The following is a 15,652-nucleotide window of genomic DNA, read 5'->3' as shown; positions in this document are numbered from 1 at the left end:
CGGCCCCGGACAACAAACCCTCCACTGTAGAAACTGAAAGGATCAGCGCCCATGATTACCAAGGTCGGATCAATCACCCTCGACGTCCCAGACCTCGACGCGTCAGTGCGCTTCTTCGTCGAGAAGGTCGGGCTTGCGGTCACTGAGCGAGATGGACACGCGGCCTACCTTCGTTGCGCCGACCGGCACCACGACCTCATTCTTCAGCAGTCCGCGACCGGCGAAGCCGCGCTCGTCCACCTCAATCTGGAGGTCGAGGGCGACCTTGCCGAGCACGTGACTGCTGCGGTCGCCGCCGGCGCGATCGACGTCGGGCCTGTCACGCACCCCGGTGTGGACGCCGCTCACGTTCTCGAGATCCCCTGGGGATACGGCGTCAAGCTTTACTCCGGAATGGCACAGGTGCTGGAGCCGGAGAGCGCCTCGATTGAGCGGCCTTTCCGGTTCTCGCACTTCAACGTCGCGGTGCCTGACGTCGCGACGATGCTCGACTTCTTCACCGCAGCGTTCGGACTCCTCCCGTCTGACTGGATCGGAAGCAAGGAGGACCCGTTCCTCGCCTGGCTCCACTGCCCGGTCTTCAACGCACCGCACCACGGCGTTGCGATCCTTAAGGGAGAGCCGAAGCTGCACCACATCGCGTTCGACTACGAAACCCTTCAGGGACTGATCGAGCGCGTCGACAATTATGTCGACGGTTCCCACTACCTGGTGTGGGGGATGGGCAGGCACGGGACTGGCGGAAGTGTCTTCGCCTACGCCGAGGACGCCTCTGGCCTGCTGGTCGAACTCGACAACGGCATGATCTCGATCGGTGACGACCCGCGCTGGACCGAACCGCGTGTGTGGTCGCTTGACGACCAGCGGGCCGTGGACGAGTGGGGGTCCGCGATTCCCGAACAGTGGCTGGCAAAGCGCACCGGTTTTCTCCGTCCCTCGGAGGCGACGGCGGGCAGCGCCATTCCCTCCGAACGATTTTCCTGAAGTCTGCGGGGGCTGCTTCGCGCGTTCCACGAGCGCCTGGCGCCGAACCGTCGAGCGCCCTAGTCGTGCATGGACTCGCCGCAGCGATTCCGACGTGCCGGGTGGCGAACAATGCGAAGGGGGACCCTGCCGAAGCTGGGTCCCCTTTCGGCCCATCAGTAGGACAGGCCGTGTTCGAAGCGGAAGGCCGGTGCCTCGGTGTCGAAGGGCGGATCTTCTCGGCTGGCTTCGACCGCCGCCATCGACGACGGCAGATCGAACGGAGGCTTGCCGAGCTGGTGGGCACGTCCCGTGAGCCCGTCGATCACCGCATGGTCGCTGGCGCCGTAGTCGGCCGCGGTGTCGACGAGGTCGCCGAGCACCGCGGCGCGATCCAGGAAGATGACGATGGCCTCCCGAGCATCAGAAGACCTGGTCGGTGAACGGTCCACGTGGTTGCTACTGGGTTGCGAGCCAAGTGGACAGAGTTTGTACGGCTTTGCGGCCTTCGCTGGTGAGGACGTGGCGATAAGGGTCGGATGCTTCGGGGCTGCCATGTCCTGAGACGCCGGCGGCTGCGGCCCAGGGGATACCCGCATGCTCTGCGAGCGTGACGTAGGTGTGGCGGAGCCAGTGGGTGGTGGCGGCTGGTTCGTCGAACCCGGCGCTGGTGAGCACGGCGCGGAGGTGGTCGTTGTCGTCGGTGTTGGTTTGTGGTGCCCCGTTGGGGCGGTGCCAGACCAGCCCGTAAGGGTTGGGGCCGTCATCGGTGTCGCGGAGCTTCTGGAGTTGGGCAACCGCCGCGGGGGTGAGGGGGATCTGGCGCGGTGCGTCGTTCTTAGGGCGGACCAGCACGAGTCGGCCTTCGAGCGGGATGGCTTCGAGTGAGTCGGAGATCTCCAGAATCCGTTGCGGGCAGTTCCCGGCCCGGATCTTCCCACACGTGCCACCGCAGCCGTGCTGAAACGACGCTTCGGTGAGCGACCAGGACAGCTCGGCCACGGCACGGTCGAAGTCGATGTCCTCCCATCGCAACGCCATCGCCTCGCCGCTGCGCAGCCCGGTCAGCAGACCGAGCGTGACCCGGGCGTCGTGCACGCCGAGGAGTGCCTTTGCCTGTTCGCGGGTGAAGGAGTCCTTTGCCTTCCCCACCCGCCCGCGCCGGGGCGGCGCGAGCATCGCCACGTTCTCACCGCTGACCACCCGCTCGGATTTCGCATACTCGAGCATGGTGACCAGGGTGCGGTGAGCACTGGCGACGCTGGAGTATCCGGCCCCCGACGCGCGGATCGCCGCATGCATGCGACGCACATCGGCAGGGGTCAGCTCGGAGACCACCCGGCGGCCGAGCGAGGGGAGGACCTTGGTGCGCACGTTGGAGCGGTAGTTCGTGAGGGTCTTCGGCTTCGCCCGCTCGGCGACATCGGCCAGCCAGGCGTCGGCGAGTTCGGCGACCCGGGTGGACCGGTCCATCACCATGCCGAGGGAGTCGCGTTCCCGGATCATGGCGTTGAGCTTCTTGACCGCCTCGTCCTTGCTCTTGGACATCCGGGCCTTTTGTACCCGTTTCCCGGTGGTCTCGTCGAAGCCGACATCGAGCACCGCGCGCCACATTTTCCGGGATTCGACCCAGTACAGGGCGCCCTGGCCGTGCTCGCGGGACTTAGGCATGGCCGTCACGATAGCAACGGTGTACACAAACGTGTACACATACGGGCGACGCCACAGCGCGCGCTGTGAGAGACGGAACGGCGGAGATCCGCGGAAAATCAATGCTCATGAAACGCATCGAAGCCGCAGCGGTAGCTTGGGAAGCAGAAGTTCTGCCATTGAACTACAGCCCCGGACGCCGGCATCCGGCGTTCGCGCGCCTGTTACAGCGCCCGGCCAGCATAACAGCACGGTCCGGATAGGCTGGCTCCGTGCTGCTGAGTGACCGCGACATCCGGCTCGAGATCGACGCGGGGCGCCTCGCGCTCGACCCGTGGGACCCCGCGATGGTGCAGCCCTCGAGCGTCGACGTGCGGCTCGACCGCTACTTCCGGCTCTTCGACAACCACAAGTACCCGTTCATCGATCCCGCCGTGGATCAGCCCGAGCTCACGCGCATGATCGAGGTCGACCCCGACGAGCCGTTCATCCTCCACCCGGGCGAGTTCGCGCTCGGTTCGACGTTCGAGCAGATCACCCTTCCCGACGACATCGCCGCCCGCCTCGAGGGCAAGTCGTCGCTCGGCCGGCTGGGCCTGCTGACGCACTCGACGGCGGGTTTCATCGACCCCGGCTTCTCGGGGCACGTCACCCTCGAGCTCTCGAACGTCGCGACGCTGCCGATCAAGCTCTGGCCCGGCATGAAGATCGGCCAGGTCTGTTACTTCCGCCTCACCTCGCCCGCCGAGAGCCCGTACGGCTCGGGTCCGTACGGCAACAGGTATCAGGGGCAGCGCGGGCCCACAGCATCCCGTTCGTTCCAGAACTTCCACCGCAGCGACGTCGGGGCGACCGATGCCGGGAGCCGCGGCGCCTGAGACGCTCAGGGCGTGGGCTCGACGATGCCCGGCTCGCGTGCGTACACGTGCACCTGCTCGCCGTCGAGCACGAACTGCAGTGCGGTTCCCACCGGGAAGCGGTCGCGCAGCTCCGACGGAGCCTGCCGGCCGACGACGAAGGCCGCCTGTGCGGGGAACTCGCCTGCGCCGCACGAACCGCCGAGGTACGAGGGATTCCGGCCCACCCCACTGAAGACGATGAGGCACGGGACCGGCCGCTGGGTTCCATCACCCGTCAGCTGCGGCTGCGACAGCACCGTCAGTCCGTAGAAGGTCTCGAAGGCACGTGAGTCGTCGGTCTCCCCCGCCCACACGTCCTCGGGCCACTCCGCCTCCGGATCGACCTGCAGGACGCCCACCCTGCCGGCCTCCATGCTCTGCACCAGCACCGTCAGCCCGACGCCGACGAACACCGCGGCGACGACCGAGGCGGCCCACAGCACCGGGATGCGCCGCCACCACCGGCGGGTCGGCGCGGTCCCGTCGGCACCCGCGGCCTCAGGGTCGAGGGCGTCGAGGGCGTCGTCACCGACGTCGCTCGCTGAATCCGCAGCGGGTCCCACGCGCCCGGAGGCTCCGGCCGATGCGCCAGCGGTGACCGGAGGGGGCATGGGGACCGTCCCGCCGGTATCCGTCCCTGCGTCGACAACGCTGACAGCCGCCGGCGCGGGGGAGTCGTCACCGTCGCGACCCGTCGTGATCGGGGAGACCGCGGCATCCGGTCCGTCCAGGTCACGCGCGACGAGCCCCGGCGGCTCCGAGCCCTCGCCGTCGAGCCCGACGGCTGTCCCACGAGAGGATCCGCCGTTGATCGGGATGCGCGTCCGCGCAACGCTCGCCGCGATGGTCGCCGCGCTGACTGCCGCCGCCCGCTCCTCGAGCTCGCTCAGCCGGGCCATGGCGACGGGGTCGTCGAGGATGTCGGCGTCACGGCCGTACGCGCGCTCGCGCAGCGCGGCGAGCTCGTCGCGCGAGGAGTCGGTCGGCGTAGACATCACAGCGATCCTCTCCCCGCGGCGCATCGTCGCGCCCCCAGCCCGGTGCCAGTGTCGCACGGAGATGTGCGGCGGGCGATCCCCAGATCGCCCGCCGCGCGGTGAGACCCCGTCCCCACACGTCAGGCTCACCCGCGGCGCAGCCCCACACAGGATGCCGCGCCGACGTTTACTGCAATCTGCAGTATAAGGTCGTTCCCACGTCCGCGGGATAACCTTTTCGTTCCGCGACGGCGACCCGAGTGCCGGCGGGGAAGGAGCTTGGCGGTGCCCGAACGCGAACCCACGGTCACGGGGTACCTCACGCTGGGCCTGCTGGCCGGGCGCGACTGGTCGGCGTACCAGCTCGCCGAGCAGCTGGGGCGAGGTGTCTCGGAGCTCTGGCCGTCCGCCGACCGCGGCCGCTACGCCGTGCTCAACCGCCTCCATAACGCCGGATTCGTCGAGACCCGCCAGGAGCACACCGGCAAGCGCGCCCGCACGATCTACTCGATCACCTCCGAGGGGCGCGAGGCTCTCGCCGCATGGCTGCGCACTCCCGTGCGCCCACCGACCGTCGAGTTCGAGGGCATGGTGCGGGTGCTCCTGTCGGACCAGGGTTCGCTCGAGGATCTGCGTGCGACGCTCGCCCGCACCCGGGAGCAGGCGCTCGCGAACCGCGAGATGTTCGCGCGGTATGCCGCGTTCATCAGCGCAACCGGCGGCACCTTCCCCGAGCGCAAGCACCTGTTCGCCCTCGCGAACACGTTCATGATCGGCCATTACGAGCACATCATCTCGTGGGCGGACTGGGCCGAGCAGCAGATCGCGGACTGGCCCGACACGGTCGCGCCCGCCCACACCCACGGCGGGCAGGTGCACGACATGCTGGCGCCCGGCCGCGAGGCGCTGACCGCCGGCGACACCGGCGAGCGGTGACGTCCGGCTGCTACGGGCGCTGCGCGTAGACGATCACGCGATCGCCGTCGCGGACGAACTGCAGGGTGGTGCCTGCGGCGAACTCCTCGAGCAGTGCCGGGGGTGCCTGCGGGGTGACGGCGATCGTCGTCGACGTGGGAGCCGAGCCGGCGGTGCACGACCCGGCCGACAGACCGAAGTTGACGGAATCGGAGTCGTACACCCACAGGCACGTGCTGTTGGTGCCGTTGCCGAAGTCGCGGGCAGAGGCGATCGCGGTGAGGCCGAGGTACTCCTCGAACGTCACACCGTCGGGCGGCCGCGCACCCCACATCTGCTCCGGCCACAGCCCGTCGGCGTCCTCGCCGAGCACCGCGACCTGTTCGGGACCCGCCGGCAACTGCACCGAGGCGACGGCAGCCCCGAGGAGCACCGCGATCAGCAGCGACCCACCCCACAGGAGCGTGCGGTGCCTCTCCCACCAAGGCGTCGTCACCACGGCGGCAGCGGCAGGTGCTTCGCCCGGTTCCGTCGCCCGGGGTGCCGTGTCGGCGACAACAGGGGACGCATCCCCCCGTGCGCCGACGGCTCGCGCTTCGAGCTCGCGCAGCCGGCTCAGCGCCCGCGCATCGCCGTCGATGTCGGCGTCGGGTCCGTAGGCGCGCAGCCGCAGAGCCTTCAGCTCGGCAGCCGAATCGTCGGCGAGGTCGTCGGACATCGGCGACATCTTCGTCGACCGCGGCGACCGGAAGCGGAACGCCCAGGTGTCCGATCGATGAACATCCCGCGGCGCACCCTCGAGAGCGCCCGCGACCTCAGTGGGCGGTGCTCACCCCGACGAGATCGTGCACGAGCACGGCGGCCGCCCGGGCACCCTGGCCCGCGGCGACGATGAGCTGCTGCGGACCCGGGGAGGCAGCATCCCCTGCCGCATAGAGACCCGGTACCGACGTACGACCTGAGCGGTCGGTGACCAGGTTGCCGAACCCGTCGCGCTCGAGGTCGATGCCGCCGACGAAGTCGAGGGCGGGGTGCCACTGGGGCCGCACGAACCCGCCGTCGATCTCGACCCGCGCGCCGTCGACGAGCCGCACGGCGGTGACGGTGCCGCGGTCGCCCTCGAGGTCGTCGATGACCCGTCGTTCGACGACGATCCCGGATGCTGCGAGCTCGGCCTCTTCGACCGTGTCGACGGCGTCGGTCCCATTGGTGAAGACGGTGAGCTTGTCGGTCCAGCGGGCGATGAGCCGGGCGCGTGCGGCGAGGTCGCGGGTCTCGCCGATCAGGGCGAGCCGCCGGTCCTGCAGCTCCCACGCGTCGCACGCGGCGCAGCTGAACACGGTCATGCCGTAGAAGGCCCGGAGGCTCGGGATGGCGGGGAGCGTCTCACGCAGGCCGGTCGCGATGAGCACCGAGCGTGCGGAGACGGCCGGCGGGATGCCGGCGCCCCGGCCCTGCAGCGCCGCGAGGAAGCGGAGCCCTTCACCGCAGTCGCGCTCCTGCAGCGCCGTCACCACGGTGCGGTCGAACACCTGCACGTCGGGGTAGGCGGCGAGCTCGGCGCGCGCGAGCTTGCGCAGCTCGAGCGGAGGCACGCCGTCCCGCGTGAGGAACCCGTGCGAACGGAGGGTCGCGGCGTTGCGGGGACGACCGGCGTCGAGGAGCACCACCGACGCGCGGGCGCGCCCGAGGTTGAGCGCCGCCGACAGCCCTGCGGGGCCGCCGCCGATGATGACGACATCGACCTCGGTCGACGGTGCGGCAGGTGTGGAATCAGTCATGGCCGTCTCCTTGGGGAGGAAGCGCCGCGATGACCGGGTGGTCCTTCGCGATGACGCCGGTCTTGGCCGCACCGCCGGGCGACCCGATGTCGTCGAAGAACTCGACGTTCGCGGTGTAGTAGTCCTGCCATTCCTCGGGCAGGTCGTCTTCGTAGTAGATCGCCTCGACCGGGCACACCGGCTCGCAGGCGCCGCAGTCGACGCACTCGTCGGGGTGGATGTACAGCGACCGCTCACCCTCGTAGATGCAGTCCACCGGGCACTCGTCGATGCAGGCGCGGTCCTTCACATCGACGCACGGCAGGGCGATCACGTACGTCACTTGACGAGCGCTCCCCGCGAGATCGCGACCTGCTCGTCGCGGGGCACGACCTTGACGCGCTCGCGCGTGTGGAGGTGCTCGGCGCCGAGCGAGCGCTCGTGCGCGTCGAGGGCGAGCCAGCCGTCCCACGTCGTGAAGGCCACGTCGCGCTCCTCGAGCACATCGAGCACGTCGCCGTCCACGATCGGGGCCGACAGGCGCCCGGCCTCGACGTCCGACACGAGGTGCGCGATGGTCTCCATCGCGTCGGACTTCGTGTGGCCGATGAGGCCGACGGGTCCGCGCTTGATCCAGCCCGTGGCGTAGAGCCCGGCGATCACCGGGGCGTCGACGTCGCCCGTGACCGCAGCATCCTTCACCCGTCCTTCGACGTTCGAGACGACGCCGGCCTTCTCGTCGAACGGCGCGTCGATGACCGGCGTGCCGTAGTAGCCGACGGCGCGGTAGACCTGCTGCACCGCGATCTCGCGGAACTCCCCGGTGCCCTGCACCGCGCTGCCCTCGCCGGTCGGCTCGGTGCGCTCGAAGCGGAGGCCGGAGACCTTGCCGTCGCCGAGCACCTCGACGGGCGAGTGGTAGAAGTGCAGGTGCAGGCGGCGGCTCGCGCCGGTCGACTCGCGCGTGCGCCAGCTCTGGAGGATGCGGAGCATGACCTTCAGCTGGTTGTTCGACGGCACCAGGCCCTCGAGGTACGCGAAGTCCTCGTCGTGCACGACGATGTCGACGTTCGGCACCTCGCCGAGCTCGCGCAGCTCGATGGGCGTGAACTTGATGTCGGCGGGGCCGCGGCGGCCGAAGACGTGCACGTCGGTGACGGCGGAGGCTTCGAGTCCGGCGAGCACGTTGTCGGCGATCTCGGTCGACCGCAGGTCGACGGCGTGCTTTGCGAGCACGCGGGCGACATCGAGCGCGACGTTGCCGTTGCCGATGACCGCGACCTCGGGCTGGTCGAGCGTCCACTCGGTCGGGACGTCGGGGTGGCCGTCGAACCACGCCACGAAGTCAGCGGCGCCGTACGAGCCCTCGAGGTCGATGCCGGGGATGTCGAGAGCGGCGTCACGGATCGCGCCGGTCGCGAGGATCACGGCGTCGTAGCGCTCCTGCAGCTCGTCGATCGAGATGTCGCGGCCGACCTCGACGTTGCCGATGAAGCGCGTGGTGCCGGCATCCAGCATCTCGTGCAGCGAGTTGACGATGCCCTTGATGCGGGGGTGGTCGGGCGCGACGCCGTAGCGGATCAGGCCGTAGGGCGCGGGGAGCGACTCGAACAGGTCGATGGCGACGGTTCCGCCCGCCTCGACGACCGAGTTGGTGAGGATGTTGCCCGCGTAGATGCCGGCGGGACCCGCGCCGACGATCGCGACGCGGAGGTTCTGGAGGCTCGAAGAAGTCACAGTGGTTTCTTTCGGGTCAGGCGGAAGAGCGCGGGGCCGGTCAGGCGTGCCGGCGGCGCCGCGGAGTGAGCGGGTCGTACTGGGAGAGATCGAGGGTCGCGAGTTCGGCGGGCGCGTACGGGCTGAGCCGCACGACGTCGCCCACGACCACGACGGCGGGAGAACGGATGCCTCGTTCCGCGGCCTGGTGCGCGATGGTGGCGAGTGTGCCGACCGTGACCCGCTGGCGGGGTCCGTACCCATCCTCCACGACCGCGACAGGGCAATCTGCACCGCGCTCGCCGCGAGACAGGGTGATCGCGGAGTTCGCGAGGGTGCCGATGCCCATGAGCAGCACGACGGTGTGGTCACGGCCGCCGCCGAGCGACTCGATCTGGTCGTGGGCGGTGGCGACGGTGAACGCGGTCGCGACGCCCCGGTGGGTGAGCGGGATGCCGGCGATCGCGGGCACCGAGATGGCGCTGGTGATGCCGGGCACGACCTCGACCGCCACCCCGGCCTCCTGGCACGCGTGCAGCTCCTCGCCGCCGCGGCCGAAGACGTAGGGATCGCCGCCCTTGAGCCGGACGACGGTCTTGCCCTCCTGGCCGAGGTGGACGAGCAGCGCGTTGATGGCGTCCTGCGGCACCGCGTGGTGGCCGGGGCGCTTGCCCACGTCGACGACCTCGGCACGGAGTTCGACGCCGTCGGCCGCCAGCCCGTCGAGCACGGCGCGCGCCCCGAGCCGGTCGGCCACGATGACGTCGGCCGCCTCCAGGGCGCGGAGCCCCTTCACGGTGAGCAGGCCCGCATCGCCGGGTCCGGCGCCGACGAGCCACACCTTGCCGGCGCCGTCCTGAGCCTGTCGAAGGGTCATCGGGCGCCTCCCGTGATGAGCAGGCCCCGGCGCTTCAGCATCCGTCGCTCGAGCGGCCCGAAGAAGACGAGCTCGATGAGGATGCCGATCGCGAGGATCAGGATGATGGTCGCGAGCACGCCGGCGAGATCGGCCAGCTCGCGCGACTGCTGCAGCATCGAGCCGAGGCCGAAGCCGATCGAGCCGCCCGTCGCGATGATCTCTGCCGCCATGAGCGAGCGCCACGAGAACGCCCAGCCCTGCTTGAGGCCGGCCAGGTAGCCGGGCAGGGCGGCCGGCAGGATCACCGAGGTGGCCAGCTGCCAGCGCGAAGCGCCCAGCACCGTGCCGACGCGGCGCAGCTGCGGGGGCACCTGGTCGATGCCGGCGATGAGGCCGTTGACGATCGACGGGATGGCGCCCATGAGGATGACGAAGTAGACGGTGGCGTCCGACAGGCCGAACCAGATGATGGCGGCAGGCACCCACGCCACCGAGGGCAGTACCTGCAGGCCCGAGATGATCGGTCCGACCGCGCGGCGGATGGGACGCACCTCGGCCAGCAGCAGCCCGAGGGGCGTGCCGACGACGATCGCGATGAGGAAGCCGGCGATGCCGCGCTCGAGGCTCGTCGCGACGGCCTCCTGCAGGCGCCCGGTGTCCCAGGCCAGTCCGAGTGCGTTCCACACGTCGAGGGGGCTGGGCACCTTGTCGGGGCGCGGCTCGGCGATCACGACGTAGAGCTGCCACGCGACGATGAGGAGGATGACGAAAACGATCGGCGGCACGACGCTCTGCGCGAGGCGGCGCCAGCGGTTCGGGCCGCGCTCGGCGTCGGTCTGCAGGCGGTCGAGACCGGCTTCGAGCGAGCGCAGGTCATCCGAATGAGCGGATGCTGCGACTTCGGTCTTCGAGAGGGTCACGGTGTCATGCGGCATTGCGGCGGATCTCCTTCCGCAGCTGCTCGGTGATCTCCACCGAGAGGGCGGCGACCTCGGGCGACTCGATGCGCCGGCCGGTGGTCTTCGTGATCTGCCACTGCTGCACGACGCGGCCGGGGCGGCTGCCGAGCAGCACGACGCGCTGACCGAGGCGCGCGGCCTCGCGCACGTTGTGCGTGACGAACACGATGGTGCGGCCGGTCGCGCGCCACACGCGCTCGAGCTCCTCGTGGAGGAGGTCGCGCGTGATGGCGTCGAGCGCGGCGAAGGGCTCGTCCATCAGCAGCACCGGCCGGTCCTGCGCGAGGGCACGGGCGAGCGCGACGCGCTGGCGCATGCCGCCCGAGAGCTCGTGCGGGCGCTTCTCGGCGGCATCCGCGAGGTTCACGGTGTCGAGGAGGGCCAGCGCCTTCTCGCGGCGCTCGCCGCGGGGAACACCGCGCAGGCGCAGTGCGAGCTCGACGTTCTTGCGGGCAGTGAGCCAGGGCATGAGCGCCGACTCCTGGAACATCACGGCCGAGCCCTCGGCGGGGGTCTCGATGCGACCTGCGCTGGGCTTGTCGAGGCCGGCGACGAGGTTCAGGAGCGTCGACTTGCCGCAGCCCGACGCCCCCAGCAGGCACACGAACTCGCCGGGGGCGATGTCGAGAGAGACGTCTTCGAGCACGATCGGACCGGAGCCGAAGCGCTTGGAGACGCCGTCGATCCGCACCGCTGGTGCAGGCGCGGGCGCCGCGACCGGCACCGGCGTGACGCTGTCGAAGCTCGGGGCGAGCGGCTTCGTCGTGCCCGCGGAGGCGGGCGCCGAGGCGTTGACGGGTGAGGTGCTCATGTTCAGTCCTTGCCGAGTCCTGCGGCGGAGACGGGTTCTTCGCCGGCGGCTTCGAGCTGCTGGTTGAGCAGGGTGAGGTCGAACAGGCCGTCGATGGAGCCGTCTTTCTGGGTGCCCGCTTCGATGCCGTTGGCGACCAGGGTCTGGAAGGTGTCGGCGTGCGGGTCGACGGAGAACGACACGTGCTCCAAGGCCCGGGTGATGACGGCGTCGGCGAGCGGCTTGCCGGTCTCCTTCTCGATCGCCCCGTTGATCACAGCCGGCGCGTCGGCCGGGTGGTCCGCGATCCACTGCACCGCGGCCGCGTGACCCTGCAGCAGGTCGGCGACCACGTCGGGGTGCTCCTCGAGGAACTCGGTGCGCACCAGCAGCACGGTGGTGGGGAACTGCCCGTCCTGCCACAGCTCGGCCTCGTCCTGCAGCACGTGCGCGCCGGCGTCCACGATCAGCCGTGACACCCACGGCTCCGGCAGCCACGCGCCGTCCAGCTGGCCGTCCTGGAACAGCGTCAGGGTCTGCGCGTTCTCGGTCGGGGTGATCTGCACGTCCCCGCCGCCGGAGGTGTCGGTGGCGTACCCCTGGTCGGCGAGCCACACCCGGGCGGCGACGTCCTGTGTGTTGCCCAGCTGCGGGGTCGCGATCGTCGTGCCGTCCAGGTCGGCGGGGGTGTCGATGCCGTCGCGGACCACCAGCGCGGCGCCGCCGGTCGCGGCGCCCGCGATGATCCGGGCGGACTGCCCACCGGACTGGATGAAGGTGTTGATCGACGGGTTCGGGCCGATGTAGGTCGCGTCGATCGCGCCCGCCGACAGCGCCTCGATCGCGGCCGGTCCCGCGTTGAACACCTGCGTGGTCACCTCCACATCGCCCAGCGCGTCCTGGATCAGGCCCTCCTCGAGGCCGACCAGCGCCGGCGCGTGGGTCACGTTCGCGAAGTAGCCCAGGCGCAGTTCGGTCACCGGGGCCGCGTCGCCCGGCTCCGCCGTGGCGGAGGCGCAGCCGGCCATCATCGCTGCCACGAGTCCCAGGGTTGTGAGTGCTGTCGCGGTGCGGATCTTGTTCACGGTGTCGCCTCCTTCGTTTCGGTGTTGCGGGTGCGGGGTGGGCGCGAGGCCAGGCTTCGACAGGCTCAGTCGCGCACGATGCCGGCGGCGAGCGTGGCGCCGTCGGACGGATGGATCACGAGGAACGAGCCCCCATGGCGGCTGGTGGCGTACGGCTCGAGCGGCAGGTCGCTCGCCAGTCGCAGCCGCACGCGGCCGATGTCGTTGGTCTGGAGTGTCTGTGCCGGCTCGTGCGTGAGCGCATCGAGGTCGTAGCGCGACTCGATCTGCGCGACGATGGCCTGCACGGTAGCGGTGCCGTGCTTGACCAGGACACGGATGCCGGGGGTGAGCGCCCGCGCGTCGAGCTGGAACAGCTCCGCGTCGAACTCGCGTCGCCCTGCCGGGAGCGTCCCGGCGGCGACCACGAGCGCGCCGCGCGCGGTGTCGATGTCGCGGTCGAACTCGAGGGAGACGGACTGCGGAGCCGTCGCCTCCTCGACCTCGGCACCCGCCGCACGGATGCCGGTGACCGTGGTCGTCGAGCCGGCCGGAAAGATCTCGACCCGGTCGCCCACGCGCACGACGCCGCTCGAGATGCGACCGGCGACGGCGCGGTAGTCGCGCAGGCGCTCGGCCTCGGCGGGGTCGATGCCCGGAGCCAGGCCGCCCTGCGGGCGCAGCACGAGCTGCACGGGCAGGCGGAGCGGCTCGAGCTCGCGCTCGGCCTCATCGGCGGCCGGGAGTGTCTCGAGCAGTTCGAGCAGCGCCGGACCCTCGTACCAGGGCGTGCGCTCCGAGCGGTCGACGATGTTGTCGCCCTCGAGCGCCGACACCGGGATGACGTGCAGGTCCTCGATCCCGAGCTCGGCCGCGACGGCCTCGGCCTGGGCGGCGACCTCGGCGAACGTCTCCTGCGAGAAGCCGACGAGATCGATCTTGTTGACCGCGACGATGACGTGGGGAACGCGCAGCAGGGCCACGACGGCGAGGTGCCGCTTGGTCTGCTCGAGCACGCCCTTGCGGCCGTCGACGAGCACGATCACGGCGTCGGCGGTCGTCGCGCCGGTGACCATGTTGCGCGTGTACTGCACGTGCCCGGGGCAGTCGGCGAGGATGAACGACCGCGCGCCCGTGGAGAAGTAGCGGTACGCGACATCGATCGTGATGCCCTGCTCGCGCTCGGCGCGCAGGCCGTCGGTGAGGAGCGCGAAGTCGAACGCGCCGTGCGCGAAGCCGCGGTCGGCGGAGGTGCGGGCGACCTGCTCGAGCTGGTCGGCGAGGATCGCCTTCGAGTCGTGCAGCAGGCGGCCGACGAGCGTCGACTTGCCGTCGTCGACCGAGCCCGCCGTCGCGAACCGGAACAGCGTCGGCTGCGCGGCCAGGGTGTCGGCGGGAGCCAGAGTGGTCGCGGTCATCAGAAGTACCCGTCCTTCTTGCGGTCCTCCATGGCCGCCTCGCTGAGGCGGTCGTCGGCGCGCGTCGCACCGCGCTCGGTGATGGTGGAGATGCCCACCTCGGCGACGATCGCGGCGAGGTCCGCAGCATCCGATTCGACCGCTCCGGTGCAGCTCATGTCGCCGACCGTGCGGTAGCGCACCGTGCGGCGCTCGACCGTCTCGTTCTCGCGCGGCGGCGAGAACGGGCCGACGGGGCGCCACATGCCGTCGCGGGCGTACACGTCGCGCTCGTGCGCGAAGTACAGCGGCGGCAGCGCGATGCCCTCGCGCTCGATGTAGCGCCAGACGTCGAGCTCGGTCCAGTTCGAGATCGGGAACGCGCGCACGTGCTGACCCGGCGTGTGGCGGCCGTTGTACAGGCTCCAGAGCTCGGGGCGCTGGTTGCGCGGGTCCCACTGGCCGAACTCGTCGCGCAGGGAGATGATGCGCTCCTTGGCGCGCGCCTTGTCTTCGTCACGACGCGCGCCGCCGAAGACGGCGTCGTGGCGGCCGGCGGCGATCGCGTCGAGCAGCGGCAGCGTCTGCAGCGGGTTGCGGGTGCCGTCGGCGCGCTCCTGCAGGCGGCCGTCGTCGATGTAGTCCTGCACCTTGGCGACCTCGAGACGGATGCCGAGACGCTCGACGGTCTCGTCGCGGAAGGCGATGACCTCGGGGAAGTTGTGGCCGGTGTCGACGTGCAGCACCGGGAACGGAACCTTGCCCGGCGCGAACGCCTTCGTGGCGAGGTGCAGCACGACGACGGAGTCCTTGCCGCCGGAGAACAGCAGCACGGGCCGCTCGAACTCGGCGACGACCTCGCGGATGACGTGGATGGCCTCGGCCTCGAGCAGGTCGAGGGTCGAGAGCGCCGTGGGGGCTGCGGTGTTCGGGAGGGTCATTCGTGGAGCCCGCATTCGGTCTTCGAGGAGCCGGCCCAGCGGCCGGACCGGGGGTCTTCGCCGGGCGCGACCGGCTTCGTGCACGGCTCGCAGCCGATCGAGGGGTAGCCGAACCCGACGAGCAGGTTGACCGGTGCCTTGTGCGCGGCGGCGTAGGACAGGACGTCGTCGAAGCTCCACGCCGCGACCGGGTTGACCTTGACCAGACCGTTGCGCTCGTCCCACGTCACGAGCGGGGTGTTCGTGCGGGTCGGCGCCTCGTCGCGGCGCACGCCCGTGAACCACACCTCGTAGCCTCCGAGCGCGTCCTGCAGAGGCGCGACCTTGCGGCGCGCGCAGCACAGTCCCGGGTCGCGCTCGAACAGCTTCGCGCCGAACTCGGCGTCCTGCTCGGCCACGGTCTGGTCGGGGGTGATGTCGACGATCCGCACATCGAGCGCGCGCTGCACCTCGTCGCGCGTCGCGTACGTCTCGGTGAAGTGGTAGCCGGTGTCGAGGAAGAGCACGTCGACGCCGGGCAGCTGCTCGGCCACGAGGTGGGGGAGAGCGGCGTCGGCCATCGAGCAGGCGACGGCGGCAGCATCCGTCCCGAAATTGCGTGCGACCCACGCGACCACGTCGGCAGCGGATGCCTCGTGCTCGGTGAGGCTGCCGAGCTCGAGGTTGCCCTGCTCGGCGAGGGCCTTCAGCTCTTCGTGCGTGCGCTTGGTCCCGACGCGGGGTGCGAGGGAGACGGTCACTGGGTCGGCCCCTTTCCGGCGG

17 protein-coding genes are annotated in these 15,652 nt (G+C 70.5%); 3 read left to right on the top strand and 14 right to left on the bottom strand.

Features of this window, described 5'->3' with window-relative positions; all coding sequences use genetic code 11:
- Nucleotides 1-51: 51 nt before the first annotated feature.
- Nucleotides 52-984 carry a VOC family protein gene (locus ACVN90_RS19930; RefSeq protein ID WP_475099937.1) on the top strand — a complete coding sequence of 311 codons (933 nt, stop codon included), beginning with the start codon at nt 52-54 and terminating at the stop codon, nt 982-984.
- A gap of 155 nt (nt 985-1,139) precedes the next feature.
- Here the strand turns inward: ACVN90_RS19930 and ACVN90_RS19925 are convergent, their stop codons facing one another.
- Nucleotides 1,140-1,415: a hypothetical protein gene (locus ACVN90_RS19925; protein ID WP_475099936.1), complete on the bottom strand. Its 276-nt coding sequence runs from the start codon at nt 1,413-1,415 to the stop codon at nt 1,140-1,142.
- A gap of 7 nt (nt 1,416-1,422) precedes the next feature.
- Complete coding sequence (locus ACVN90_RS19920; protein WP_475099935.1) at nt 1,423-2,634, bottom strand: tyrosine-type recombinase/integrase; 1,212 nt, start codon at nt 2,632-2,634, stop codon at nt 1,423-1,425.
- A 251-nt stretch (nt 2,635-2,885) separates the two neighbouring features.
- Between ACVN90_RS19920 and dcd the strand changes: the two genes are divergently transcribed.
- Nucleotides 2,886-3,491: a dCTP deaminase gene (dcd, locus tag ACVN90_RS19915; protein ID WP_475099934.1), complete on the top strand. Its 606-nt coding sequence runs from the start codon at nt 2,886-2,888 to the stop codon at nt 3,489-3,491.
- A gap of 5 nt (nt 3,492-3,496) precedes the next feature.
- On the opposite strand, the gene ACVN90_RS19910 is transcribed toward dcd, so the two are convergent.
- The gene (locus ACVN90_RS19910) at nt 3,497-4,507 is read right to left on the bottom strand and encodes a hypothetical protein (RefSeq protein ID WP_475099933.1); all 1,011 of its coding nucleotides are present in this window, start codon (nt 4,505-4,507) and stop codon (nt 3,497-3,499) included.
- Between the two features lie 267 nt (nt 4,508-4,774).
- On the opposite strand from ACVN90_RS19910, the gene ACVN90_RS19905 reads away from it, so the two are divergent.
- Complete coding sequence (locus ACVN90_RS19905; protein ID WP_475099932.1) at nt 4,775-5,425, top strand: PadR family transcriptional regulator; 651 nt, start codon at nt 4,775-4,777, stop codon at nt 5,423-5,425.
- Nucleotides 5,426-5,435: 10 nt separating this feature from the next.
- On the opposite strand, the gene ACVN90_RS19900 is transcribed toward ACVN90_RS19905, so the two are convergent.
- The 11 genes from ACVN90_RS19900 to ACVN90_RS19850 form a co-directional block, all read right to left on the bottom strand.
- The gene (locus tag ACVN90_RS19900) at nt 5,436-6,122 is read right to left on the bottom strand and encodes a hypothetical protein (RefSeq protein ID WP_475099931.1); all 687 of its coding nucleotides are present in this window, start codon (nt 6,120-6,122) and stop codon (nt 5,436-5,438) included.
- A 97-nt stretch (nt 6,123-6,219) separates the two neighbouring features.
- On the bottom strand, nt 6,220-7,185 hold the full coding sequence (locus ACVN90_RS19895) for an NAD(P)/FAD-dependent oxidoreductase (RefSeq protein WP_475099930.1): 966 nt from the start codon (nt 7,183-7,185) through the stop codon (nt 6,220-6,222).
- The gene (gene fdxA, locus ACVN90_RS19890) at nt 7,178-7,507 is read right to left on the bottom strand and encodes a ferredoxin (protein ID WP_045299416.1); all 330 of its coding nucleotides are present in this window, start codon (nt 7,505-7,507) and stop codon (nt 7,178-7,180) included. The genes ACVN90_RS19895 and fdxA overlap by 8 nt, the downstream gene beginning before the upstream one ends.
- Entirely contained in the window at nt 7,504-8,901 is a 1,398-nt protein-coding gene (locus ACVN90_RS19885; protein ID WP_475099929.1) for an FAD-dependent oxidoreductase, read from the bottom strand. Before ACVN90_RS19885 ends, fdxA begins: the two co-directional genes overlap by 4 nt.
- Nucleotides 8,902-8,941: 40 nt before the next feature.
- A complete protein-coding gene (cobA, locus tag ACVN90_RS19880) occupies nt 8,942-9,757 on the bottom strand; it encodes a uroporphyrinogen-III C-methyltransferase (protein WP_475099928.1) in 816 nt (271 codons plus the stop codon).
- The gene (locus ACVN90_RS19875) at nt 9,754-10,674 is read right to left on the bottom strand and encodes an ABC transporter permease (RefSeq protein ID WP_475099927.1); all 921 of its coding nucleotides are present in this window, start codon (nt 10,672-10,674) and stop codon (nt 9,754-9,756) included. Before ACVN90_RS19875 ends, cobA begins: the two co-directional genes overlap by 4 nt.
- A complete protein-coding gene (locus ACVN90_RS19870) occupies nt 10,664-11,509 on the bottom strand; it encodes an ABC transporter ATP-binding protein (protein WP_475099926.1) in 846 nt (281 codons plus the stop codon). Before ACVN90_RS19870 ends, ACVN90_RS19875 begins: the two co-directional genes overlap by 11 nt.
- 2 nt (nt 11,510-11,511) lie before the next feature.
- Complete coding sequence (locus tag ACVN90_RS19865) at nt 11,512-12,573, bottom strand: ABC transporter substrate-binding protein (RefSeq protein ID WP_475099925.1); 1,062 nt, start codon at nt 12,571-12,573, stop codon at nt 11,512-11,514.
- 65 nt (nt 12,574-12,638) lie between these two features.
- Entirely contained in the window at nt 12,639-13,970 is a 1,332-nt protein-coding gene (locus ACVN90_RS19860) for a sulfate adenylyltransferase subunit 1 (RefSeq protein ID WP_475099924.1), read from the bottom strand.
- The gene (gene cysD, locus ACVN90_RS19855; protein ID WP_475099923.1) at nt 13,970-14,890 is read right to left on the bottom strand and encodes a sulfate adenylyltransferase subunit CysD; all 921 of its coding nucleotides are present in this window, start codon (nt 14,888-14,890) and stop codon (nt 13,970-13,972) included. The genes ACVN90_RS19860 and cysD overlap by 1 nt, the downstream gene beginning before the upstream one ends.
- Complete coding sequence (locus tag ACVN90_RS19850) at nt 14,887-15,630, bottom strand: phosphoadenylyl-sulfate reductase (RefSeq protein ID WP_475099922.1); 744 nt, start codon at nt 15,628-15,630, stop codon at nt 14,887-14,889. The genes cysD and ACVN90_RS19850 overlap by 4 nt, the downstream gene beginning before the upstream one ends.
- Between the last annotated feature and the right edge of the window lie 22 nt (nt 15,631-15,652).

The organism is Microbacterium sp. F01 (genome assembly GCF_056156365.1).
The sequence above is the reverse complement of the archived record's forward strand: the minus strand, read 5'-3'. Positions and strand labels throughout refer to the sequence as shown.

Coding starts and splice junctions, on each gene's coding strand:
- ACVN90_RS19930 (WP_475099937.1), top strand. CDS start 52: ATGATTACCAAGGTCGGATCAATCACCCTCGACGTCCCAGACCTCGAC.
- ACVN90_RS19920 (WP_475099935.1), bottom strand. CDS start 2,634: ATGCCTAAGTCCCGCGAGCACGGCCAGGGCGCCCTGTACTGGGTCGAA.
- ACVN90_RS19910 (WP_475099933.1), bottom strand. CDS start 4,507: ATGTCTACGCCGACCGACTCCTCGCGCGACGAGCTCGCCGCGCTGCGC.
- ACVN90_RS19900 (WP_475099931.1), bottom strand. CDS start 6,122: ATGTCCGACGACCTCGCCGACGATTCGGCTGCCGAGCTGAAGGCTCTG.
- ACVN90_RS19895 (WP_475099930.1), bottom strand. CDS start 7,185: ATGACTGATTCCACACCTGCCGCACCGTCGACCGAGGTCGATGTCGTC.
- cobA (WP_475099928.1), bottom strand. CDS start 9,757: ATGACCCTTCGACAGGCTCAGGACGGCGCCGGCAAGGTGTGGCTCGTC.
- ACVN90_RS19875 (WP_475099927.1), bottom strand. CDS start 10,674: ATGCCGCATGACACCGTGACCCTCTCGAAGACCGAAGTCGCAGCATCC.
- ACVN90_RS19870 (WP_475099926.1), bottom strand. CDS start 11,509: ATGAGCACCTCACCCGTCAACGCCTCGGCGCCCGCCTCCGCGGGCACG.
- ACVN90_RS19860 (WP_475099924.1), bottom strand. CDS start 13,970: ATGACCGCGACCACTCTGGCTCCCGCCGACACCCTGGCCGCGCAGCCG.
- cysD (WP_475099923.1), bottom strand. CDS start 14,890: ATGACCCTCCCGAACACCGCAGCCCCCACGGCGCTCTCGACCCTCGAC.